Genomic DNA, 22,764 nt, shown 5'->3' with positions numbered 1-22,764 from the left:
GGTAGTTCAGTTGGTTAGAATGCCTGCCTGTCACGCAGGAGGTCGCGGGTTCGAGTCCCGTCCGGACCGCCATTTTTATGACTTGTAAACGAAAACGTATAGTTTCGTTTTTTTTTATGTCTTTTTCTTTCTACAAGTACCCACGATGCAATGAAATGATTTGTGTTTGGTTACACTATATGAAAGAATAGATAGATTACTTCAACCCAGCCTGGTTTTTACACACCAGGCTTTCTTTATATCATTTTTAGTTGGAACGGAGACTTATATTCGCTACACTAATACTAACTGTGTTTGACATCATGTCTATTTAACCAATTGATTGCAAGAAGGGGCTGTCTTTTTATGGATGAATTTGATCTTATTCGCCGAATCACACCAAAAGATACATATCAGCGCTCTTTGATCATGGGCATCGGTGATGATGCAAGTGTTTATCAACCTCATTCACATTGTGAAGAGGTCGTTTGCGTTGATACAATGGTGGAGCATGTTCATTTTCGTTTTGACTTTTCCACACCTTTTGAAGTTGGCTTTAAGGCACTGGCAGTCAATGTCAGTGATATCGCTGCAATGGGAGGCACCCCAAAGTATTATCTTGTTTCAATTGCAATCCCGCCTCATGGTGATGAAACAATCGTCACGGCTCTTTACGAGGGAATGAAAGCGTTGGCTGACACCTATCGTATGGATTTGATTGGTGGAGATACAGTAGCTACCCGCAGTGACTTTGTCATTACCGTGACGGTCATTGGTGAGGTGTCAAAGGGAGCAGCTTGTTATCGCCACAGTGCTCAAACTGGAGACGTCGTCTTTGTCACAGGTGAACTCGGTTCGTCGGCTGCTGGGTTATCAATCTTAATGAACGAAGCAGTCCCTTCTAAGGCGGTCGACGCTGATTTCTTTCTTAAGCGTCATAAAATGCCTCAGCCTCATATTGCTGCTGGTCACATTTGTTCAAGTTTCCCGCGGGTCACCTTGAATGATGTGAGTGATGGATTAGCGAGTGAGTTGAATGAGATAGCCGAAGCGAGCGGTGTGAGGATCGAGATAGAAGCTGATAAGCTTCCAATTCATCCGGATTTACAGGTGCTGCGCAAAGACTGGCATGAATGGGTGTTATTTGGGGGAGAAGACTTTGTTTTAACTGGTACGATACCAGAATCTGATTGGGAAAGCTTTGAATCTCAATGTCAAAAAGAAGGCATTCAGATCACACGTATTGGACAAGTCAAGGATGATCAAGCAGCTAGTGTTATGTTAAAAGACAATGATCAACAAACAATGTTAATGAAAAAAGGATATAATCATTTTAAGAAATGAGGTGACATCAACGGTGAAATTAACATGGACAACAAAAGGTGCGGATGAGACGAAACGAATTGCCGCTGCTTTGGCCAAACTTGTGATGCCAGGCGATGTATTGACATTAGAAGGAGATTTAGGCGCAGGCAAAACCACTTTTTCAAAAGGTTTTGCGGAAGGCTTAGGAATTACCCGTATCGTCAACAGCCCCACCTTTACAATTATTAAAGAATATACTGATGGCAGACTGCCACTTTACCATATGGACGTGTACCGCATGGAAGATGCGGAAGAAGACATCGGACTCGAAGAATATTTTGAGGGTGAAGGTGTATGCTTGGTTGAATGGGCACATCTGATTGAACCTCAATTGCCTTCTTCCTATTTAAAAATTGAAATGCTGAGAACAGAACGTGAAGAAGAACGGCATCTCACGTTTGATGCAAAAGGGGAGCGTTATGAGTCCCTTTGTAAGGAGATGAAAGAATTTGACCATACTGGCCATTGATACATCAAACCATACACTAGGAATTGCTCTTGTAAGAGATCTCACTGTGATTGGCGAGAGCATTACGTATTTAAAAAAGAACCATTCCGTCCGAGCGATGCCCACTGTTGAAGCATTGATGAAAGAATGTGGTGTAGCACCAAGCGAACTAAGTAAAATCGTTGTGGCAAAAGGACCTGGATCTTACACTGGCGTCAGAATTGGTGTTACCATAGCAAAAACACTTGCGTGGACGCTGTCTATCCCGATATCGGCTGTTTCGAGTTTAGAAGCGCTTGCGGCAAATGGCCAATATTTTGATGGGTATATCTCACCTCTATTTGATGCGAGAAGAGGACAAGTTTATACTGGGCTATATACGTTTGAAAAAGGTAAGATCAAAGAGGTCGAACCAGATCAAAATATCCTGCTCACGGATTGGCTTCATGAGCTGAAGCAGACAGAAAAGCCTGTTCTATTTCTTGGACAAGATGTGCACCTTCATGAAGAGAGCATTCGCTCCATTTTAGGAGAAACGGCTGTACTGGCAGAGGGGACATTTCATAACCCAAGACCTTCAGTGCTTGCATTTTTAGGCGCAGATCGTCCTGCTGAAGATGTTCATCAGCTTGTCCCTAACTATATTCGTTTGGCAGAAGCGGAAGTGAAATGGCTTGAAGGACAAAAATAACCTTAACATAGCAGAAATACGACAAATGACAGTGGCGGACATTCCAGAGGTGTATACGATTGAAGTGCATTCGTTTACAGCCCCTTGGAAAAAGGAATCGTTTGTCTATGAGATTCTTCATAACCAATACAGCCATTATTTCCTCATTGAAGAAGATAAGCAGCCTGTTGGATATTGCGGGGTCTGGATTGTCATGGACGATGCACAAATTACGAACATTGCGATTCTCCCTGAGCATAGAGGAAAAGGCTACGGGGAAGCATTGCTTCGATATGTCATGGAATTTTGCAAAGAAAAAAAGACAGATCATCTTTCTTTAGAGGTGCGGGTTTCGAATACACCAGCACAATCCCTCTATGAAAAGCTCGGTTTCAGACCAGCTTCTATTCGAAAGAATTATTATACGGATAATGGAGAAGATGCATTAGTCATGTGGGTGAATATAAATGAGTGAACAAACAGATCGATTCATATTAGGTATAGAAACAAGCTGTGATGAAACAGCTGCATCCATTGTGAAAAATGGAAAGGAAATCGTGGCAAATGTGGTCGCCTCGCAAATAGACAGTCATAAACGATTTGGCGGTGTTGTACCTGAAATTGCTTCGAGGCATCACGTGGAGCAGGTCACCATCGTATTAGAAGAAGTGATGACACAGGCGGGTATGAGCTTTAAGGATTTGGATGCGATTGCGGTTACGGAAGGACCTGGCCTCGTCGGTGCCCTGCTGATTGGCGTCAATGCAGCAAAGGCACTGAGCTTTGCCCATCAAATTCCTCTTGTTGGTGTTCATCATATTGCAGGGCATATTTATGCCAACCAGCTGGTTGATGAATTGGAGTTTCCATGTTTAGCTCTTGTTGTCTCTGGCGGACATACTGAGCTTGTTTTAATGAAGGAGCACGGATCTTTTGAGGTCATCGGAGAAACATTAGATGATGCAGCTGGAGAAGCCTACGATAAAGTGGCCCGGACGATGGGTCTCCCGTACCCAGGCGGACCTCATATTGATCGGTTAGCACATGAAGGAGAGCCGACAATTAAGCTTCCTCGTGCATGGCTTGAAGAAGGGTCTTATCACTTTAGCTTCAGTGGTTTAAAATCAGCTGTGATCAACACCCTACACAATGCGTCACAAAAGGGAGAAACGATTGCCCCAGAGAATTTAGCCGCAAGTTTTCAAGCAAGTGTCATTGAGGTGCTTGTTGGGAAAACATTGAAAGCAGCAGCAGCCTATGGTGTGAAGCAGGTTGTTCTAGCTGGAGGAGTCGCTGCCAATAAAGGACTAAGAGAAGCTTTAACATCAGCATTCACGAAACTGCCAGACGTGAAGGTTATTATTCCGCCATTATCACTTTGCACAGACAATGCAGCCATGATCGCTGCCGCTGGAACCATTGTGTTTGAAAAAGGAATCAGAGGCGATATGGCGATGAATGGCCAGCCAGGATTGCCGCTAGCCTCATATAAATAAAACTCCTGTGGATTACAGGGGTTTTTATTTTTCTATGAAAGCGATTTATTCACATGTAAACGCTAAATATCCACAATTGTTAGAAAATTTCGTTTTAAAGTCAAGAGGATGTGTATAAATACGACATTTTTTGTGGATATGTGATTAAAACTCTGTGGATAATGTGGGTAAGTCCCAAGTGATTAAGAATAATCAAGAAGTTATTGTGGGTATCGTTGTGGATAATAAATTTTCATTGAAAGAAAAAAGAGTACCCTTTAGGGCACTCTTTAAGAATCTGACAGCTCTTCCCACTCCGCAAAAAGTGATTCTAACTCTTGATTGAGCGTATCATTTTCTGTTTGAATGGCTTGAACCTTCTCGTGATCTTGAAAAATATCAGGATCACATAACAGCTCTTCATTTTCACCGAGCTTGTCTTCAATGACAGCAATCCGTTTTTCAATTTCTTCAATCCTGCGCTGCTTTTGTCTTTCTTTCTTTTTCAGTTCTTTTTCTTCAGCATAAGAAAGCTTTGTTGTTTCTACTGGCTGGGCAGCTTGTTTTTTAACCGGTTCATTTTCTTGAAGTGCCTTCAGCTCTAGTTGTTCATTTTTCTTTTCGAGGTAGTAGTCATAATCACCGAGATATTCTTTTGTTTCTGCATGCGACAGCTCGAATACTTTCGTAGCGAGACGATTGATAAAATAACGATCATGCGAAACAAATAAGATAGTTCCTGGATAATCGATCAATGCATTCTCTAAAATTTCCTTACTATCTAAGTCCAGATGGTTTGTAGGTTCATCGAGAATAAGGAAATTGGCTTTTTGAAGCATCAGCTTTGCCAGCGCAAGGCGTGCTTTTTCCCCACCGCTTAATGCATGGACAGGCTTTAAAACGTCATCCCCTGAAAAGAGGAAGTTTCCTAAACATGTCCGAATTTCTTTTTCATTCATATGAGGATAATCATCCCAAAGCTCATTTAGCACTTTTTTCGAGGATGTCAGTTTGGCTTGCTCTTGGTCATAGTAGCCGATCGTGACATGAGATCCAAAAGTGATGTCGCCTTTTACTGGTGTTAATGTGTTAATTAACGTTTTTAAAAGGGTTGATTTCCCGATCCCGTTAGGACCAATGAGTGCCACACTATCCTCGCGTTTAATCTGAAAAGAAAGCGAGGATAGGAGCGGTGTTTTTTCATCATAACTAATATCGAGATCATGTACCTTCAGTACATCATTGCCGCTTTGTCTCGTAATATCAAAATGAAAGTTTGCGGATTTTTCATCTCCTAAAGGCTTATCTAAACGATCCATCCGTTCGAGCTGTTTGCGTCTGCTTTGAGCGCGCTTTGTGGTGGAGGCTCTTGCCAGGTTGCGGTCCACAAAATCCTGGAGCTTTGAGATCTCTTCTTGCTGCTTTTCGTATAGTTTCATATCCCGCTCGAGCTGCTCTGCTTTCAGATCCAGATACTTACTATAGTTTCCTGCAAACTTTTTCATCGAAGTTCTTGAGACTTCATAGACGTGGTTTACGACTTTGTCTAAGAAATAGCGGTCATGGGACACGATGAGAATGGCACCTGTATAATTTTGCAAATACTGCTCAAGCCATGATAAGGTATCAATATCTAAATGGTTGGTCGGCTCATCCAGAATTAAGAGTTCTGGTTTCATTAACAAGAGCTTTCCAAGCGCTAGACGGGTTTTCTGGCCGCCGCTTAAAGATTGGACGGTTGTCTCATCTTCAAAATGACTAAAGCCGAGTCCATGAAGAATGGAGCGGACATCTGCTTCATATTGATAGCCGCCTTGATCTTTAAATTCCTGCTGAAGCCTGTCATAGGTTTTCATAAGGGCTTCCAGCTCAGAACCTGTGGAAGAAGCCATTTTCTCCTCAATGGTTCTCATCTCTTGTTCCATCTCTTTTAAATGATCAAAAACCGATAATAATTCGTCTTTTAGCGTACGTGTAGACGTCACATCGGTATGCTGTGCTAAATAGCCGATCGATAGGTCTTTTGGTTTGATGATCTCACCTTGCTCGTAAGACATTTGACCGGCAATGATTTTCAAAAGCGTGGATTTGCCTGCGCCGTTACGACCTACTATGGCAATTCGATCCCTTGCTTTGACTTCCAATTTTATATTCGTTAAAACGGTATCAGCGCCAAACGATTTGGACAGCTGATTCACTTGTAGAATCATCATGTAACTTCACCTCTGCTATAATATGTTAAGTGTAGCTTATCAGCAGTAAACCGGCAAATGTTACATACAATCGCCATATTCAAATGAAAGACAGATAGGAAAAAATAGTGTATCATTTGAGTGAGGGAGCGTTGAAAGATGAGTCAATTTAGCCACTTTAACGAACAGGGGAGAGCAAAGATGGTCGACATTAGTGACAAATCGTCTACAGTGAGAACCGCCGTTGCTGTTTCAAGTGTTCGTATGATAAAAGAAGTGTTTCATAAAATACAACAGCATGAAATTGGAAAAGGGGATGTGCTGTCTGTTGCACAGGTTGCTGGCATCATGGCAGCAAAGCAAACATCTACCATCATTCCAATGTGTCATCCGCTTGCACTAAAAGGCGTGGATATCTCCTTTGATTGGGAGGAAGATGGAAATGCGCACATCCTGAACATACAAGTACAGGTGAAAACAAAAGGAAGTACGGGTGTGGAGATGGAAGCGCTCACTTCTGCTTCAGTATGTGCACTGACCGTTTACGACATGTGCAAAGCGATTGATAAAGGCATGATCATCGGTCCTACCTATCTAATTGAGAAGACAGGCGGGAAAAATGGTGATTTTCACAGAGCATCTGATATTTAAGTTGGAGGACCTTATATGAATATAGATCAGTCAAAAATTCCACAAGCGACAGCCAAACGTTTGCCGCTTTACTACCGTTTTTTAAAAAATTTGCATGCATCAGGAAAACAAAGGGTGTCATCAGCTGAGCTTAGTGATGCAGTCAAAGTGGATTCTGCTACCATTCGCCGAGATTTTTCGTACTTTGGTGCACTTGGGAAGAAAGGGTATGGCTATAATGTCGATTATCTCTTGACCTTCTTCAGAAAGACCCTTGACCAAGATGAAATGACCAATGTCATGCTCATTGGTGTCGGGAATTTAGGGACTGCTTTTTTACACTATAATTTCATAAAAAATAATAATACAAAAATTTCAATGGCTTTTGACGTCAATGAGAGTAAAATAGGAAGTGAGATAGGCGGCGTGCCTGTCTATGATTTGGATAAGCTTGAAGAGCATGTTCAAGAGGTAGGAGATATCCCTGTTGCAATTTTGACAGTACCTGCCGTAGCAGCTCAATCCATTACAGATCGTTTGATTGCGCTTGGCATCAAAGGAATCCTTAACTTTACGCCGGCTCGATTGAATGTGCCGGAACACATTCGAATTCATCATATAGATTTGGCGGTTGAACTTCAGTCTCTTGTGTATTTCTTAAAGCATTACTCTGTTACGCAGGAGGACTGACGAAAAGGGGTAAAGGGGGTGGAGCAAATGGGTCCGATCGGTCCTGGGAGTTTGATTCTGATTGCGATTGTAGCGCTCATTATTTTTGGGCCGAAAAAGCTTCCTGAATTAGGAAGAGCAGCAGGAGATACATTACGTGAATTCAAAAATGCCACAAAAGGCTTAGCTGATGATCAGGAAGAAAAAAAGAAAAAAGAAGATCAGTAGAATAGGATGAGCTTCATGAATGTCAAAGATATGCCGCTTATGGAGCATATTGTGGAACTGCGAAAACGCCTAGTGATCATTGCGATGTTTTTTGTCGCCTTTATGGTGGCTGGTTTTTTTCTCGCTAAGCCGGTCATTGTGTATTTACAAAATACCGATGAAGCGGCAACACTGACGCTGAACGCATTTAAGCTTACAGATCCACTGTACGTGTTTATGCAGTTCGCATTTGTCATTGCTTTGGTTTTGACGTGTCCCGTTATTTTATATCAGCTGTGGGCGTTTGTGAGTCCTGGCTTATATGAAAAAGAAAGAAAGGTGACACTTGCTTACATTCCGATTGCACTGCTTTTATTTTTGAGCGGTGTGGCTTTCTCTTACTTTATTTTATTTCCGTTTGTCGTCGATTTTATGATGCGAATGTCGAATGATTTAAATGTAGAGCAAGTCATTGGGATTCATGAGTATTTTACATTTCTAATGCAGCTAACACTTCCATTTGGCTTTTTGTTTCAGATGCCCGTCGTGTTGATGTTTCTCACCAGACTCGGCATCATCACACCGATGTTTTTATCAAAAATACGGAAGTATGCCTATTTTGTCCTTCTTGTCATTGCCGCACTCATTACACCGCCAGAGCTTGTTTCTCACCTCATGGTCACCTTGCCAATGCTCGTTTTATACGAAGTGAGCATTATCATTTCAAGAGTGACCTATCGCAAAATGCAGCAAACAGAGGAGAAAGAAAAACATTATGTTTCATAAAAAAGCATCATGATCCAATAAGGGATCACGATGCTTTTTCTATTGTGTAAGAAATTGATTGATCGTGTGAAAGAGGTGCTCATAATAGGCAGGCTCATGCGGGACAAAATTATGAATTCCCACTTCGATGCTTTCCTCACGTCGTTCTCCGTTTGCATCAACTATAAAGCCCTCGATACGAATTCTTTCACATGATCCTGTTAAAAGCTGCTGTGCATCAAGCAGCTTTGCTCTGTACAGACCAGCGACTTCTTCTTTCTGTAGATGAACTTCCATGTGCTTTTCTTCATTCATATAAAGATACACATGGCAGAACTCACGGTCGATGAAAGAAGGCAGGTGAATTTCATCTTTTATGATTCCTGTATAAGTAAGGTCCTCAAAAAGGATAGAAAGACCAAGTTCTTCTTCTACCTCTCTTAAGCCATCAGAAGGCTGTTCATCTGCGAGAAGGTGACCTGCTGCGGTGATATCAAACAGTGAAGGAAAATCCTTTTTTGCAGGACTCCTTAGCTGAAAATAGAGATACACGGTGCCAAGCTCCTTTTTAAGAAGCCAGAAATGAAATGTTTCATGCCAAAGACCTTGGGCGTGGACATCTGAACGAGCGGCAGCTCCAATGGTTTCATGCTGATCATTGAAGAAACGAAGTTTTTCATGTTCCATGAAGTTACATCCTCCATAAAAAAACCATTTTCCAAACGCGGAAAATGGTTTTTAATTTATTTTTGTTGCTGTTTTTTGAGTTTGACAGAGAAGGCAAACATTTTAAGCGCGATATTGATATTATAGGCCGCAAACACCATCAGCAAAATGCTGTAAAATGACCACATGTCACCTGGGTTTTGAATGGCCATATAGGTGAAAGCGACACCTACGGCAAAATAAATGATGCCCCATACGACTGGGTTTCTCATGAGAAAAAGCCTCCAATAATCATTTGCATGGTTTGAGATTGTTCTTCAATCATTTTTTTCACTGGCTCAATCTGCACAAGAACGACAAGTGAGTTCATCAGCATATGAGCGCCGATTGGGACAATGATTCGTTTTGTTTTCGCATATAAAAAGGCAAAGGTAAAGCCCATTGCGGTATAGAGTAAGATATGGGGAAAATCATTGTGTACAGCAGCGAAAACCACTGAACTGGCAAGTGCTCCAATGAAGAAATTCGTTTTTTCATAAATCACACCAAAGATGATTTTACGGAAAATGATTTCCTCTAAGATTGGACCAATCAGGGCGATGACGATCACAAGCCAAGGAACGGCATCCATAATGGATAAAATGGTTTGCGTATTTTCTGACTCACGGCCAATGCCGAATGCATATTGTTCAATCACGCCTGCAATCGATTGTGCAAAGAGAGAAAGAAAGAAACCGCCAATGATCCATGCGATAGCAGAACCGATTGAAGCAGGCGCTTCATTTCGCAGTGAAGCTTTTGGGACGGTTCGAAGGATGAGCAGAATAATGATCAATCCGATACAGAAACTGATGATTGTCCACGTTCCTGATAATTTTGAAAGCTCTGTTTGAGTCATCGGTGATTGAATGTATCCCAGCCATTTCATAATGAGAAAGTAAGGAAACGCAGATACCTGTACCAATATATACGTTAAGATGATGTACCAATATTGTTTTTTCAAGTAACGAAAACCCCTTTACTAAAAGAACTAAATTTATTGTAACACAAGTCTTCTTTTTCGATGAAAAGGAAAGAATCTGAGATTCAAAAAGATCGTGAAAGCGTAAAAATTTTTAAAGGTTTTCACTTGAAATTGCAGAAGACATTCTTTATTATAATAAATGTGTTAGCACTCACTGGTGATGAGTGCTAAAAAAGACTACATATAAAAATTGAGGAGGTTGTTTCTTATGTTAAAGCCATTAGGCGATCGCGTAATCATTGAACTCGTTGAATCTGAGGAAAAAACCGCTAGCGGTATTGTTTTACCGGATTCTGCAAAAGAAAAACCGCAAGAAGGTAAAATTGTTGCAGCAGGTTCAGGGCGTGTACTTGAAAGTGGTGAGCGCGTTGCGTTAGAAGTAAGCACAGGCGACCGCATTATCTTCTCAAAATATGCAGGCACTGAAGTGAAATATGAAGGAAAAGAATATTTAATCCTTCGTGAGAGCGACATTTTAGCTGTTATTGGTTAATCACATAAAAAAGCATTGAGATATATTTTTAAAAAGACTGAGGAGGTTTCGTTATTATGGCAAAAGATATTAAGTTCAGTGAAGAAGCACGTCGTGCGATGTTACGTGGTGTAGATGCACTTGCAGATGCTGTAAAAGTAACTTTAGGACCAAAAGGACGTAACGTGGTTCTTGAGAAAAAATTCGGTTCTCCACTTATCACAAATGATGGTGTAACGATTGCAAAAGAAATCGAATTAGAAGATGCATTTGAAAACATGGGTGCAAAACTTGTGGCTGAAGTTGCAAGCAAAACAAACGACGTAGCTGGTGACGGTACAACGACTGCAACAGTTCTAGCTCAAGCGATGATCCGTGAAGGTCTTAAAAACGTAACAGCTGGTGCAAACCCTGTTGGCGTTCGTAAAGGGATCGAAGAAGCAGTAAAAGTAGCACTTGAAGGCTTGCACGAGATTTCTAAACCAATCGAAGGTAAAGAATCAATTGCTCAAGTTGCGGCTATTTCTGCAGCAGACGAAGAAGTCGGCAGCCTAATCGCTGAAGCGATGGAGCGCGTTGGCAACGACGGAGTTATCACAATTGAAGAATCTAAAGGTTTCACAACTGAGCTAGAAGTGGTTGAAGGTATGCAGTTTGACCGCGGATATGCTTCTCCATACATGGTGACAGATTCTGATAAGATGGAAGCAGTTCTTGAAAATCCTTACATCTTAATCACAGATAAAAAGATCACAAACATTCAAGAAATCCTTCCTGTACTTGAGCAAGTTGTACAACAAGGAAAACCATTATTGCTTATTGCTGAAGATGTAGAAGGCGAAGCACTTGCAACTCTTGTTGTGAACAAACTTCGTGGTACATTCAACGCAGTAGCAGTAAAAGCACCTGGATTCGGTGATCGTCGTAAAGCAATGCTTGAAGACATCTCTGTTCTAACTGGCGGAGAATTAATCACAGAAGATCTAGGACTTGACCTGAAATCAACTGAAATCGGTCAGCTTGGTCGCGCGTCTAAAGTCGTTGTGACAAAAGAAAACACAACAATCGTTGAAGGTTCAGGAGATTCTGCTCAAATTGCAGCACGTGTGAACCAAATCCGTGCACAAGTAGAAGAAACAACTTCTGAATTCGATAAAGAAAAATTACAAGAACGTCTTGCAAAACTAGCTGGCGGCGTCGCTGTCATCAAAGTTGGTGCTGCAACTGAAACAGAACTAAAAGAGCGTAAACTACGCATCGAGGATGCACTGAACTCAACTCGTGCAGCAGTTGAAGAAGGTATCGTATCCGGTGGTGGTACAGCACTTGTGAATGTATACAACAAAGTCGCTTCAATTGAAGCTGATGGTGACGTTCAAACAGGTGTAAACATCGTTCTACGTTCTCTTGAAGAGCCGATTCGTCAAATCGCTCACAACGCTGGTCTTGAAGGATCAGTCATCGTGGAGCGCTTGAAAAACGAAGAAATTGGTGTCGGCTTCAACGCAGCAACAAACGAATGGGTAAACATGATCGAAAAAGGAATCGTTGACCCAACAAAAGTAACTCGCTCTGCACTTCAAAACGCAGCTTCTGTAGCAGCAATGCTTCTAACAACTGAAGCAGTCGTAGCTGACAAACCAGAAGAAGGCGGCTCAGGCGGCGGAATGCCAGATATGGGCGGCATGGGTGGAATGGGCGGAATGATGTAAACACCCTCGAAAACCCCTTGAAATATAGGGGTTTTTGTTATGTCTATTTTTATTGGTTACGAACGCTAAATGAATTGAAACCTTCACCGTTTCTCAACCGTTTACATATGAGACAGTAATTTAATGAATTTTTATCTAAAATGAAGAAATGAGATGACTTTAAAAAGAAAAGCGGTGATCATATGGGCTTTACTACTTGGGTGGCAATTATTGTTGCACTAGCCGTTGTGTTTGGATTGTTTGGATCGAAGAAGCGTGATAAATAATGAAAGAGTTAACCCCCACTTTCAAATAGGAGTAGGGGTTTTTTTGTTAAGTGGAAAGCATTTGCAGAGTTTTAAAAGGCGATCGTGACTTTTTAAGGACCGCATAAAAAAGCATATCCTCTTCACAGAAGCCGTTCTCAAATAAAAAAGCCCTCATCATTCAAGGGCATTAGTGAAAGTTTATTTTACTTTAACTGTGAAGGTCACGTCTTTACTATTCATGTAATCGTCAGTTGTGACATTTCCAAATTTCAGCTTTAATTCTTTGATGTTTTTGATGTTGATCTCTTTGCCTTCAGGAGCTAAGAATTGAATAACACCGTCTTGTTTAACGCCACCTTCAACTTCGCCACCAATATCACCGTCAGTCATAAACATATTCGCATCTAATTGCATGCTTCCCGCTACAACTTTACCTTGATCTGGATAGAAGTTTAGAACTTTATCTGTCGTATTTTCGATATTCATTCCAACGTTGATTCTATCCTTCATAATTTTAATTTCGCCAAGGTTTACTTTCATTCCTTGAGCAGTTGATTTGTGTTTGCTCGCATTTATTTTCTTTGAACCATCGTCTTTTTTGTTTTTTGATTGTGTTTTTGTGCTTGTAGACTCTTTTTCTTTAGATGCACCTGTAGACACATCTTCTGTTGAGCCGCAAGCAGCCAGTGTAAATGTTAGCCCTAAAGCTAAAAATAAAGCATAGAATTTCTTCAAAATGAAAATCCCCTTTTGTTTAATTTATATAAGTGTCATGTGCTTATACATTGACCATGACTATTATAATAGGATAAAAATACTATTAAATCAACAAAAAATGATAAAAATAGAAAATAATTGTTTTGGAGTGTTTTTTTATAAACCAGTTAGCTTAAAATTACATAAAATCCACTTCTTGTGACTTAAATCGAACTTGAATTTCCTTATAATAGAATTATTATAAGGGATTGGGAGTGATTGAGATGGAAGGTTCGTCAATCAAGACGGTTAATAGAGAGGATCAACATGAATTCTTGTTTCTGAATATATCCTCAAATACAGTTGGGGCTCTTTCAAAGGAATCTGCTGAGAGGATTCTAAGGGGGAGGGATACCGATGAAATACACCAATTGATGTATGTTCCTATTGAAAATCATGAAGACCTCAAATGGCTGATTCACTCTTTGCATAAAGCCATCATGGATGAAAAAGATGTACGTGTCGCTCTTGAATTGGCTGATCTACTCTATTTCTTTGTTGTCCCTGCTTACAAAGAAGAATTGATGAGCCGGGAAGATTTGTCACACATGGTGAATGACATACTATTTATGTTGGATCTTTGGACAGATGAAAACATAATAGAGTTAGTTGATACCATTCAATATGAATTACAAAAAGTAGAGAGAAAAGGCTTGTAGAGCAATCTCTACAAGCTTTATTCTCTATTTTTATGCAGTTGTGTTATTGACGACAGGCTCTTTTCTAAACACGCCCATGCAGCCTGCAATGATGATTAATACAGCTGGAAGGATGAAGAACATAGAAATAGAAATAATGCCACCTACAGCAGATACTAATAATAAAATTCCACCAAGCTTTGCTTTTTTCTTTACAATGACAGATGAGACAATGGCAAGAATAGAGAAAAGCATTGCTGCCCAGCCTAATCCTGTAATTTCACTGGTGCCTGAATCGCTAAATGCTGCATCGATTCCTCCGAAAGCAAGAGCGAACATTGCGCCGAAAAATCCAAAAATACCTCCAATTAAACCTAAAACAAATTCTGTCGTTCTTTTCATAATACTTTCCTCCGATATGTAAATAAGAATTATTGGTACTTAAGAACCAACACAATCTTACTAATCGGCATTTCTTTCATAATGTTAATAGTTTTGTTAAAAAAAAGAAGAAAATCCATAAAGGATTTTCTTGTCCAGTTATTGGGCTCTTTCCCAAGTAATTTTTGTTTCATTTGTTTTTTTCGTTCCCTTTGCCAGCACTTTGCCGTTTTCTTGTTTCACGGTGATGTTTAGGTCATAAAAGGAATAGAGAGCGCCGAGGCTGTCGTTTTCTGGTTTATGAAGATTGTTTTCTTTTTCGGTTGATGCTCCAATGGCCAGCGTCTTGGCAAAGTTTAAACCGATGACTTCAGCGTAATCACTATTGGTATCAGATGAAGCCGTTACGTTTAAAGAAATGATTTTTTTCTTTTGATCAACGGTGATGTCAGTGTCTTTGATGAGTTTAGACTGCTCCATCACTTCTTTCGTTTCCTTTTGAATGCGTTCATTAATTGTTGGAAGTGCCTTCGTTTCTGTTTTTTGTTCTTTCGTCGTATTTGAGCAAGCTGCTAGAATGCAGAGACTTGCAACTAGACTCATGAAAACAAGTAGACTTTTTTTCACGTTCGATCTCCTTTTTTCTTCGAAGTATGTATGCTTATGTTACCACGAATCCTTGTTTTGATTAAAAGAGAAGTGTTGATAAGCTGTGAACAATAAAAAGCACCCTCTATCGGGTGCTTTATTTCTTATTGTGCTGAAAGGCTTGTACTTAATGGAATAGAAGAAATAACGGTGAATTTAGGAGTGGCAGCACCAGATTCTAAATTTTTACGTAAAAGCGATGATTTGATTGACCCATCCCATTTTTTATAGACACTTCCTGATGTATTTGCTCGAAGCTGTACATTTGAGAAGCTTGCTTGTGAATAGCTGTTTGTTCCATTATCCTGTACGCCGTGTACCATTTTGACAACATCAAGGTTTTTCAGACGGCTAGGGTTGTAAACAGGCTGCTTATAGCGCAGTTTTCCATTGACGTATAGTGACACTGTACCATCACCGTTGTTAATGAGCTTTAAGTTGACGCGTGCGCCATCTTTAATACTTGAATCGTATTCGCTGTTCCAGTATTTACTACCGCCTTGTGAGCCGCTGCCTAGAAAGACCTTATAGCCAGAAGACGTTTTTGAAATACCGCTCTCTACAACGGCAGAGCCGAGACCGAGATACCAGTCCGCATAGCCGTTTTTAATGGTGGCTGTTTTCGGCAGGACAATATCGGCAGAGATACCTGACCATTTGGCTTCATCCGTTTGTGTCACAATGGCGCCGTGACGAGGACTAGCCGCTGAGGCAGGAAGGCTTGAAAACATCAATACGAAGGCCAAGCTTACAATCAAAACAGTGAACCACTTTTTCATGAAAATTCCCCCTTAAATTTGATTCACCTTCATTATATAAAATGAAAGAGGGGAGCTGCTTACAATGTTCTAGCTGATTTTGGCAGTATTTATGAACTTAATCGGTCATAAAGTGGTCAACTTGTATTTGAATTGTAATGTGTCTGTAAAATAACTGGGTTCATCTTCATGTATAATAAGTGCAGAAACCAAAAACGGAGGATTTCTTAATGAATAAAAAGCTTATCACGACAATCGTAACAGTAGCTAGTTTATTTTTAGCATTCAGTTTCTCACATGGAGCAAGTGCAAAAAAAGTAAGCGGCAATATTACTTGGTATAATGGTGTCGGCAAAAAAGGCGCAGATGGAAAAAAACTCGGTCATTGGGATGCAGCAACTAAAATGGGCTTTGACGTACCGAAAAAAGGTACAAAACTAAGAGTGACAACAAAAGCGAAACCACATAAAGTGATTACGGTATATAAATATGATGTAGGCAGAATGCCAAATGCTGTACTAGACGTAAGTCCAAAAGCATTCAAAGCACTTGGGTATAAAACAAGTAAAGGTGTCGTAAAAGGGCATTACACTTATTAATACATAGGCATGCAAAGAAGCGGGAAAAGTTCATTTTCTGGCTTCTTTTCTTGTAGAGAGGGTCTGAAAGGCAATGAAAAAATCAACATGGTGGATCATCACAGTCATTGGCGTCGCAGTAATTGCGGCAGTTATTTTCTTCATGATGAAGCCGGGGCAAGAGGCAAAACATGCAGGGAAAGTCAAAACAAACCAAGATGCAAAAGACGAATTGCTCGTTTCATTTACAGATCAAAAGTTAAACAATACTTATTACTTGCATGATCGGGCGCTTCATACGGAGAAACTGACAGCATATCCTTCGATTGCTTATGATTCTACGAAACAGGTTTTATATTACACGTATACAGATGAAGATACGCAAAAGGTGAGTATTCGGGAATTAAAGGTGAAATCTGAAGAAGAAAAAACACTGTTTACGAGTGATGATTCCATCGACAGTATGAGGCTGTCTGGTGATGGGAAGAAGTTATTTCTTAGGTATAACAAGGATTCTGGAGAGCAATTTTATGTCGCATCTTTTGATTTGAAAACACACAAAATGAAGGAGCTGTATCCAGAAAAAAGCAAGGACGATACGGTGAGTTCTTTTGCATATGATCCGACTTCAAATGATTTGGCGATCCAGCATTATTCTTTAAAAGAAGATTATCAAAAAACCGATGAAGCGAATGAAAAGGGCAGAGATCCTGAACCAACAACCATGAAGATCACCCTTCAAACAGGTGAGAAGGGGAAACGCATTGCACGCATCTCACAAACGATCAATGATATTTCATTTTCTCCAGATCATAAGAAATTGATTTATACAGAAGTAAAGGTTCGTAAAGAAAAAGAAATATCCTCTATTAAAATGCTTGATGTAGAAACAGGAAAAACGACGACACTCGTTAAAAACAGTCAGGATGTTCATATTTTAAGTGCTGCACAGCCGCAATTTTCTACGGACGGGTCGTCTGTTTATTTCTTAGGTGTTGCAAAAAACGCAAAAGAATTAAAGGATGACACTGGACGAAAGGCTAAGGTAAGAACGATTTTTGAATACAATATGAAGAAGAAAACAGTGGAAGCCGCTTGGGAGAAGGATGGCGGAATCATTAACAATTTCACTGTCAATCGATAAAGGGAACGTTCAGTTATTTATATAACTGGACGTTTTTTTATTTTGTCACTTGAAATGCTGGAGAAATGGCGAATTTATAGGAAGAAAATCAGTTTTTAAACAGTGAAACGAGTGCTATTTTCATATTTTGCTTATGTGACAGAGGAAAAGAAAAAGAGTAATATGAGTGAACATAAAAAAACGAGAGGACTGATGACATCTCGTTTTCTCTGTTTTATTTGTTTTCATCTAATAAGTTTTGAAAGATAAACAGGGCATTAATGGAGTGAGGGAAGCCAGCAACCTTTGTACAATGTTTAATAATCTCCATAATCTCTATGACAGAAAGTCCAATATGTAATGCTTGTTCAAAATGAGTCTTTAAGTCTTCATCACAATCGCCTTTTGTGATGAGGGAAGATAATGTACTGATGGCCTTTTGTTTTTCATCTAATATGAAGTGATTGAATTCTTTTTGTTCACTGAGTTCAATGGTTAGTTGTTCAATGTTTGACCGAATGCTCTCGTTCTCATGAATTGAAAGCTTCTCTCTGTTACCTGCCGCTGTTTCTTGTTTGACCTGGCAAGTTTCTTTTTCTTCATTCAAATTGAACTCCTCCGTTTGTTATCGCAATTTTCCATTTGTTCGTTCATTATGGCTTATGTGCCTTTTGATAGATGTAATGGGTATATAGTAGTATTATCGGTTTGCTGCGTCAACTTTTTAAGTGTGTAATGCTCTTCAAAGGAATGATTCATGCGATTTATTTTTCCATTTTGAAATGGATCATAAAAGGGCTAATGAATAGATGTCCGTTAGCCCTTTGTAATCAGCAATTTCATAAAAGTTCTACGCATTTAGCGGAAGAATGGTTTCATTTTTAATGAATGATATCCATCGGCCTCATCATGTCATAATCTTCGTGCTCTAAAATATGACAATGCCACACATATCGGCCGGTATATGGAACAAATCGAGCAACGATCCGAATGACTTCACCTGCATGCGCCTGAATGGTGTCCTTGTAGCCTTGTTCATGTAAAGGAGGTGCTTCGTTTGGTCCTGTATACACAATTTCTCCTGTCGATTGATAGACTTCTGTATCAAACGGCCTTCTGTCTAATACCCTAAATTGAACAAGATGCAAATGAATGGGGTGTGTACCCCTGGTTGGATTGACGATGGACCAAACCTCTAGACTGCCAAGACGAGGATTTTCCGTGACAGGGTCATTCCAAAAGTGGTTATCGAGCAATAGGATTGGGCGGCCGTATTTATCCTGTGTGCCGGTAAGTGTGAGTGTACGCTCTCTATCAGCTCGACTTGGCCGAAGCGGTGGCAGCGGTTTGAAAATCGGACGTAATGTTTTAGGTACCCTTCCTTTTAGCGGACGTGTGACTTTGAATTGCATAATGTTCGCATCTGTTTCAGGATTCACATCCTGTCCGCAGCCGGCTGTATTTTTGAGAGTGATCGTTTTGTTTTCGTAAGCTGAAAAGTCGATGATGACATCGAAACGTTCAGCAGGCGCGATGCTAAATGATTGATGGCGAACGGGTCTTGGCAAAAATCCCCCATCGGAACCAATTTGCATGATTGTAGCGTCGTTATCTAGATGTAGCTCATAAGTTCTAGTATTGGACGCATTTAAAATACGAAAACGGTATTTTCGCGGCTCTACTTCTAAATACGGCCATACTTTTCCATTGACTAAGATCGTTTCTCCACAAAAAAAGGGCACGATGGATGGGTCTGGAATGTCACTGTCCTCTGGTGTGTTGTTTGGTCTGCTAGGATAAAATAGTGAGCCATCCTCCTGAAATGTACGGTCCATAATCATTAAAGGAATGTCATAGTCATCTTTCGGAAGCTCTAAGGACTTTTCAAATGCATCTGAGATCAAATAAAACCCAGCTAAACCGGCGTACACATTTAGTCGTGTCAATGCCATCGCATGATCGTGATACCACAATGTGCAGGCTTGCTGATGATTTGGGTATACGTAAGTCTCTCTTTCAAAAAAAGGGCCGGTTGCTTCAAAGTCCCTTGAAAACCAGGCCTCTGGGTAGCCGTCACTGCTTGCTGGCGTGACACCGCCATGCAGATGAACGACTGTTTTGACCTCTGGTTCATCGTGATGCCCAGGATGAATGGTGTGATCGACAGGGAGGAAATGTTTCAATGGCAATTTGTTCATCCATTTCACTTTGACCTTTTCATTTCGATTGGCTTTAATGGTTGGACCAGGCAAGCTGCCATTATAGGTCCATAGCTTGGTTGGGGGCAGGTCTCTATGAACTTTTAAGAATACCTCCTCCATAGCAATTTCATAATACGTTTGTCTTGGGTTCTTCTTGACGGGCTCCGCGACTTCTGGAATTGGAAGCTCGTCAACAAATTTTTCTAGGTTCATGTTGACTAATCCTCACTTAAATACAATTTGATACAGTATAAGTGCGGACATCCAAATAGGTGAATAAAATAAAAAAACCCGCTTTTCAGCGGGAGAATTATGGGTGTTTATTTTCAAGCGCCGCATTTGCAGGCACTTTTTTATTCGGTTTAAAGATAAAATAAGCAGCCAGTACGCTAAAGGTAATGATACTCGTTAAAATGAGCTGTGGCCGCATGGATTCGATAAACAGCATCGATGCCAAGATGGCGCAAATGACCAAAATGGTAAAGTACGTGAGGTATGGGAACAGCCACATTTTGATTTTGAGCTGTTCTGGATTTTCTTTTTCGATTTTACGGCGCATTCTTAATTGTGAAACAGCGATGACCAAGTAGACAAGAAGGGCAATGGCGCCAGATGCATTGACTAAGAACAAAAAGATGGTTTCAGGATAAAAATAGTTCATCATGACAGCAATGTAGGAAAAGAAGGTACCTGCGACTGTAGCCGCTACAGGAACACCACGTTTGCTGATTTTCATAAAGCGTTTCGGTGCTTCGCCTCTTTCTGCTAATGAATAAAGCATTCTGGACGTTGTGTACAATCCGGAGTTTAAACAAGATAGAACAGCTGTTAAGACAATAACGTTCATGACTTGAGCGGCTGATGGAACACCGATGTATTCTAATACCGCAACGAACGGGCTTGTTAAAATACTTGCGGAATTCCACGGAAGCAAGGTGACAACGACAGCAATTGATCCGACATAGAATACGATAATACGCCATACAACAGAGCGTGTGGCTGTCGTCACAGATTTGACTGGGTCTGCTGATTCACCGGCCGCTATGGCCACAATCTCCGTTCCCATGAAGGAAAAGATGACGACGACGATTCCAAGTAACACAGAGCTGAATCCATTTGGAAGGAAACCGCCGTTCCCTGTTAGATTGGCAAGACCTGAAGTATGATGACCGCCAAAACCAAAGATAAATGCAAAACCAATGAGTAGAAAGAGAATGATGCTGACGACTTTAATCAATGAAAACCAATATTCAAATTCGCCAAAAGATTTAACAGAAAAGATATTTGTTAATGTTAAGAGGATTGTGAGGATAAGACTTGTGAGCCAAACAGGTGCATCTCCATACCAATATTGAATAATGGCAGCACCAGCAATGGCTTCAATGGCGATGACGATCACCCAGAAGAACCAGTAAAGCCAGCCGATTGTAAAACCGGCCCATGGACCGATAGCATCGCTCGCATATTGTGAGAAAGAACCGCTTGTCGGATAGGCACATGCCATTTCTCCGAGCATTCTCATAATAAAGATCACCAGAAGTCCGGCAAAAGAATAGGAAAGAATGGATCCAGGCCCTGCAGAATGAATGACAGCGCCGCTACCAACAAATAGCCCTGCCCCAATGACCCCAGCAATGGAGATCATCGAAATATGTCTTGTTTTAAGGTTTTTTTGAAGACCGTTTGTCATGTTGGACATTTCTTTACCTCCAAACATTTCTCATGAATAGAGAATTTGTTTTTAGAATATTTTAAATTTTATCACACTGAATTGTCATTCAGCATTGGACAGGTTATCAAACTGACATTTCAAACCTCTTAACATGATGTTAAAAAGTAGAAAGGATTTGAGAGATTATGTTCCCTCTTTTCCTTCGGATGATTCTTAAAATAACATAAAAAAGGGGGTGGGGAAGTTGTGTCGCAAAATAAAATTATTCTGATAATTTACCCGAGGAGAGAGATTTGACGATATGTTCATTTCGAAGAGAATTGGAAAAAGGTTGATAGGAGTAGGTCTTGAGGTCATTTGACCTTGTAAAAATAAGTTTACTTAGGTCAACACATTTCTATTTATCCTATTTTGCTGACATAAGCGAATCATGTTGCTGTAGACCCACACGGGCTTTGCTTTGTAAGATAAATAATAGAAAAGTGATGTGTGAGGAGGCGCGGTTCGACATGGAGCGCTATAACGAATTAAGACAAGGTGAAACGGGTGCTTGGGTCAGCATCATTGCCTATGTGATCTTATCTGCGGTCAAACTCATTATTGGGTACGTGTTTCATTCAGAGGCCCTTTCGGCAGATGGATTGAATAACACGACGGATATTATTGCATCCCTTGCTGTGTTGATTGGGCTGCGTATTTCTCAAAAGCCGCCTGATGAAGATCATCCATACGGTCATTTTAGAGCGGAAAATATTGCGTCTCTAGTGGCTTCCTTTATCATGATGCTTGTTGGGCTTCAGGTTTTGCTGAGTGCAGGGAAGTCGCTCTTCTCATCTGAGCATCAAACGCCGGATATGATCGCGGCTTGGACGGCAGCAGGAAGTGCTGTTGTGATGTACGGTGTGTATATTTATAACCGCAATCTGTCCAAACGGATCAATAGCCAGGCACTTCATGCGGCAGCTGCTGATAATAAATCAGATGCGTATGTGAGTATTGGAACATTTGTAGGAATTATGGCTTCTCAATTTCAGCTGGCATGGATTGATACGCTTGCAGCGTTTGTCATTGGCTTAATTATTTGTAAAACTGCGTGGGAAATTTTCCGAGATGCCTCTCATTCGTTAACAGACGGTTTTCATATCAAAGATATGTCTAAATATAAAGAGACCATTGAAGCAACACCAGGAGTGGGCGATTTAAAGGATATTAAAGCGCGTTATCTTGGAAGTACAGTCCATGTGGATGTAGTGGTTGAGGTCGAGCCCAACTTGAACATTGCAGAAAGCCATGATATTGCAGATGAAATTGAACGCAGAATGAAACAAGAGCATGATATTTTACACTCTCATGTTCATATGGAGCCAGCAAGTGAGCCGAAAGAAGAGAAGAAGTCTTTTCCATCGTGAGAAGGCTTCTTTTTTATACGTGCTGATGTTATATGCAAATGCGTGTTGTATGGTAAAGTTAGACTATATGAAATTTGA

At 40.6% G+C, this 22,764-nt stretch carries 25 protein-coding genes, 1 tRNA gene and 1 pseudogene; 16 read left to right on the top strand and 11 right to left on the bottom strand.

Annotation, left to right across the window (positions count from 1 at the left end; all coding sequences use genetic code 11):
• Position 1: 1 nt before the first annotated feature.
• From AC3WTB_RS18310 to tsaD, 6 genes are all read left to right on the top strand, one after another.
• Positions 2-72, top strand: a tRNA-Asp gene (locus AC3WTB_RS18310).
• 273 nt (positions 73-345) lie between these two features.
• Positions 346-1,323, top strand: a complete 978-nt coding sequence (gene thiL, locus AC3WTB_RS18305) for a thiamine-phosphate kinase (RefSeq protein WP_073979363.1) — start codon at positions 346-348, stop codon at positions 1,321-1,323.
• A gap of 13 nt (positions 1,324-1,336) precedes the next feature.
• Positions 1,337-1,813 (top strand): tRNA (adenosine(37)-N6)-threonylcarbamoyltransferase complex ATPase subunit type 1 TsaE, encoded by a 477-nt coding sequence (gene tsaE / locus AC3WTB_RS18300; protein ID WP_059376127.1) that lies wholly within the window; start codon positions 1,337-1,339, stop codon positions 1,811-1,813.
• Positions 1,794-2,483, top strand: coding sequence for a tRNA (adenosine(37)-N6)-threonylcarbamoyltransferase complex dimerization subunit type 1 TsaB (gene tsaB / locus AC3WTB_RS18295; RefSeq protein ID WP_058837875.1), 690 nt, complete (start codon positions 1,794-1,796; stop codon positions 2,481-2,483). The genes tsaE and tsaB overlap by 20 nt, the downstream gene beginning before the upstream one ends.
• A gap of 25 nt (positions 2,484-2,508) precedes the next feature.
• On the top strand, positions 2,509-2,937 hold the full coding sequence (rimI, locus tag AC3WTB_RS18290; protein WP_024424460.1) for a ribosomal protein S18-alanine N-acetyltransferase: 429 nt from the start codon (positions 2,509-2,511) through the stop codon (positions 2,935-2,937).
• A complete protein-coding gene (gene tsaD, locus AC3WTB_RS18285) occupies positions 2,930-3,958 on the top strand; it encodes a tRNA (adenosine(37)-N6)-threonylcarbamoyltransferase complex transferase subunit TsaD (RefSeq protein ID WP_369879183.1) in 1,029 nt (342 codons plus the stop codon). Before rimI ends, tsaD begins: the two co-directional genes overlap by 8 nt.
• Before the next feature lie 269 nt (positions 3,959-4,227).
• Here tsaD and AC3WTB_RS18280 read toward each other — a convergent pair whose 3' ends face one another.
• On the bottom strand, positions 4,228-6,150 hold the full coding sequence (locus AC3WTB_RS18280) for an ABC-F family ATP-binding cassette domain-containing protein (protein WP_369879185.1): 1,923 nt from the start codon (positions 6,148-6,150) through the stop codon (positions 4,228-4,230).
• A gap of 138 nt (positions 6,151-6,288) precedes the next feature.
• On the opposite strand from AC3WTB_RS18280, the gene moaC reads away from it, so the two are divergent.
• From moaC to tatC, 4 genes are read left to right on the top strand one after another with little or no spacing between them, the layout of a single operon-like run.
• Positions 6,289-6,780: a cyclic pyranopterin monophosphate synthase MoaC gene (moaC, locus tag AC3WTB_RS18275; RefSeq protein ID WP_203129365.1), complete on the top strand. Its 492-nt coding sequence runs from the start codon at positions 6,289-6,291 to the stop codon at positions 6,778-6,780.
• A 15-nt stretch (positions 6,781-6,795) separates the two neighbouring features.
• On the top strand, positions 6,796-7,449 hold the full coding sequence (locus AC3WTB_RS18270; RefSeq protein ID WP_008355687.1) for a redox-sensing transcriptional repressor Rex: 654 nt from the start codon (positions 6,796-6,798) through the stop codon (positions 7,447-7,449).
• Between the two features lie 27 nt (positions 7,450-7,476).
• Positions 7,477-7,656 carry a twin-arginine translocase TatA/TatE family subunit gene (locus AC3WTB_RS18265; protein WP_008355689.1) on the top strand — a complete coding sequence of 60 codons (180 nt, stop codon included), beginning with the start codon at positions 7,477-7,479 and terminating at the stop codon, positions 7,654-7,656.
• 6 nt (positions 7,657-7,662) lie between these two features.
• On the top strand, positions 7,663-8,421 hold the full coding sequence (gene tatC, locus AC3WTB_RS18260; RefSeq protein ID WP_098676753.1) for a twin-arginine translocase subunit TatC: 759 nt from the start codon (positions 7,663-7,665) through the stop codon (positions 8,419-8,421).
• A 39-nt stretch (positions 8,422-8,460) separates the two neighbouring features.
• Here tatC and AC3WTB_RS18255 read toward each other — a convergent pair whose 3' ends face one another.
• The 3 genes from AC3WTB_RS18255 to AC3WTB_RS18245 are packed head-to-tail and all read right to left on the bottom strand — an operon-like array spanning position 8,461 to position 10,069.
• Positions 8,461-9,087: an NUDIX hydrolase gene (locus AC3WTB_RS18255; RefSeq protein ID WP_260775383.1), complete on the bottom strand. Its 627-nt coding sequence runs from the start codon at positions 9,085-9,087 to the stop codon at positions 8,461-8,463.
• Positions 9,088-9,143: 56 nt separating this feature from the next.
• Positions 9,144-9,338 carry a YdiK family protein gene (locus AC3WTB_RS18250; RefSeq protein ID WP_003213897.1) on the bottom strand — a complete coding sequence of 65 codons (195 nt, stop codon included), beginning with the start codon at positions 9,336-9,338 and terminating at the stop codon, positions 9,144-9,146.
• The gene (locus tag AC3WTB_RS18245; protein WP_339208969.1) at positions 9,335-10,069 is read right to left on the bottom strand and encodes a CPBP family intramembrane glutamic endopeptidase; all 735 of its coding nucleotides are present in this window, start codon (positions 10,067-10,069) and stop codon (positions 9,335-9,337) included. The genes AC3WTB_RS18250 and AC3WTB_RS18245 overlap by 4 nt, the downstream gene beginning before the upstream one ends.
• Positions 10,070-10,298: 229 nt before the next feature.
• Here AC3WTB_RS18245 and groES point away from each other — a divergent pair, with 229 nt between their 5' ends.
• Together groES and groL are read left to right on the top strand one after the other, a co-directional pair.
• Positions 10,299-10,583 carry a co-chaperone GroES gene (gene groES, locus AC3WTB_RS18240; RefSeq protein WP_024426730.1) on the top strand — a complete coding sequence of 95 codons (285 nt, stop codon included), beginning with the start codon at positions 10,299-10,301 and terminating at the stop codon, positions 10,581-10,583.
• Positions 10,584-10,639: 56 nt separating this feature from the next.
• Positions 10,640-12,274, top strand: a complete 1,635-nt coding sequence (gene groL, locus AC3WTB_RS18235; RefSeq protein ID WP_024424467.1) for a chaperonin GroEL — start codon at positions 10,640-10,642, stop codon at positions 12,272-12,274.
• A gap of 446 nt (positions 12,275-12,720) precedes the next feature.
• Here groL and AC3WTB_RS18230 read toward each other — a convergent pair whose 3' ends face one another.
• Complete coding sequence (locus AC3WTB_RS18230) at positions 12,721-13,257, bottom strand: LptM family lipoprotein (RefSeq protein WP_492334079.1); 537 nt, start codon at positions 13,255-13,257, stop codon at positions 12,721-12,723.
• A 236-nt stretch (positions 13,258-13,493) separates the two neighbouring features.
• Between AC3WTB_RS18230 and AC3WTB_RS18225 the strand changes: the two genes are divergently transcribed.
• Positions 13,494-13,937: a hypothetical protein gene (locus AC3WTB_RS18225; protein ID WP_492334078.1), complete on the top strand. Its 444-nt coding sequence runs from the start codon at positions 13,494-13,496 to the stop codon at positions 13,935-13,937.
• 30 nt (positions 13,938-13,967) lie between these two features.
• Here the strand turns inward: AC3WTB_RS18225 and AC3WTB_RS18220 are convergent, their stop codons facing one another.
• The 3 genes from AC3WTB_RS18220 to AC3WTB_RS18210 all read right to left on the bottom strand — a co-directional run bounded on the left by AC3WTB_RS18220 (position 13,968) and on the right by AC3WTB_RS18210 (position 15,724).
• Positions 13,968-14,318: a DUF4064 domain-containing protein gene (locus AC3WTB_RS18220; protein WP_025092751.1), complete on the bottom strand. Its 351-nt coding sequence runs from the start codon at positions 14,316-14,318 to the stop codon at positions 13,968-13,970.
• Between the two features lie 138 nt (positions 14,319-14,456).
• Positions 14,457-14,924, bottom strand: coding sequence for a hypothetical protein (locus tag AC3WTB_RS18215; RefSeq protein WP_039176883.1), 468 nt, complete (start codon positions 14,922-14,924; stop codon positions 14,457-14,459).
• A gap of 125 nt (positions 14,925-15,049) precedes the next feature.
• Positions 15,050-15,724 (bottom strand): hypothetical protein, encoded by a 675-nt coding sequence (locus tag AC3WTB_RS18210; RefSeq protein ID WP_058837869.1) that lies wholly within the window; start codon positions 15,722-15,724, stop codon positions 15,050-15,052.
• A gap of 209 nt (positions 15,725-15,933) precedes the next feature.
• Here AC3WTB_RS18210 and walM point away from each other — a divergent pair, with 209 nt between their 5' ends.
• Entirely contained in the window at positions 15,934-16,302 is a 369-nt protein-coding gene (gene walM / locus AC3WTB_RS18205) for a cell wall metabolism protein WalM (RefSeq protein ID WP_024424478.1), read from the top strand.
• A 73-nt stretch (positions 16,303-16,375) separates the two neighbouring features.
• Positions 16,376-17,425: a hypothetical protein gene (locus AC3WTB_RS18200; protein WP_366204473.1), complete on the top strand. Its 1,050-nt coding sequence runs from the start codon at positions 16,376-16,378 to the stop codon at positions 17,423-17,425.
• Between the two features lie 214 nt (positions 17,426-17,639).
• Here AC3WTB_RS18200 and AC3WTB_RS18195 read toward each other — a convergent pair whose 3' ends face one another.
• From AC3WTB_RS18195 to gabP, 3 genes and pseudogenes are all read right to left on the bottom strand, one after another.
• Positions 17,640-18,011, bottom strand: a complete 372-nt coding sequence (locus tag AC3WTB_RS18195; protein WP_039176890.1) for a carboxymuconolactone decarboxylase family protein — start codon at positions 18,009-18,011, stop codon at positions 17,640-17,642.
• Positions 18,012-18,285: 274 nt separating this feature from the next.
• Positions 18,286-19,818, bottom strand: coding sequence for a multicopper oxidase family protein (locus AC3WTB_RS18190; protein WP_047202824.1), 1,533 nt, complete (start codon positions 19,816-19,818; stop codon positions 18,286-18,288).
• Between the two features lie 89 nt (positions 19,819-19,907).
• Positions 19,908-21,304: pseudogene (gene gabP, locus AC3WTB_RS18185) on the bottom strand (GABA permease); the annotation flags it as partial.
• A gap of 482 nt (positions 21,305-21,786) precedes the next feature.
• On the opposite strand from gabP, the gene AC3WTB_RS18180 reads away from it, so the two are divergent.
• Entirely contained in the window at positions 21,787-22,686 is a 900-nt protein-coding gene (locus AC3WTB_RS18180; RefSeq protein WP_034282879.1) for a cation diffusion facilitator family transporter, read from the top strand.
• Positions 22,687-22,764 lie beyond the last annotated feature (78 nt).

It is taken from the genome of Bacillus sp. EB106-04-04-XG123 (assembly GCF_058791855.1).
This window is presented reverse-complemented; position numbering and strand designations above follow the sequence as displayed.